Origin of the sequence: Pseudoalteromonas sp. S3178 (assembly GCF_005886985.1) — a bacterium.
Lineage (GTDB): Bacteria > Pseudomonadota > Gammaproteobacteria > Enterobacterales > Alteromonadaceae > Pseudoalteromonas > Pseudoalteromonas carrageenovora.
This window is the reverse complement of record NZ_PNCW01000479.1, coordinates 1-265: the sequence shown is the minus strand read 5'-3', so window position 1 is coordinate 265 and position 265 is coordinate 1. Positions and strand designations below refer to the sequence as shown.

Annotated in this window: 1 protein-coding gene; it reads left to right on the top strand. The window is 43.0% G+C overall.

From position 1 onward, the window contains the following. Positions 1–265 (top strand): TonB-dependent receptor (locus CWC11_RS21835; protein ID WP_138684250.1); only part of this gene is annotated, 265 nt, incomplete at both ends.

Sequence of the window (265 nt, the reverse complement as noted above, 5' to 3'; positions counted from 1 at the left end):
AGAGGTTACAGTAGGTGGTAATGATCAGTTAACACCTGAAGAAGCTGACACGCTGACGGCAGGGCTTGTTTATGAACCACAATGGCTACAAGGTTTATCAATGACGCTTGATTATTATGACATTGCAATTAGTAACGCCATTGGTAGTGTCGACAATCAGTTTATTGTTGATAGCTGTATCGATAGCAGTGGGCAGCAAAAAAACCAAGATTCAGCAGTATGCCAATCTGCGAACGTACAGGTGTCGAATGGGAAAGCGACGTTT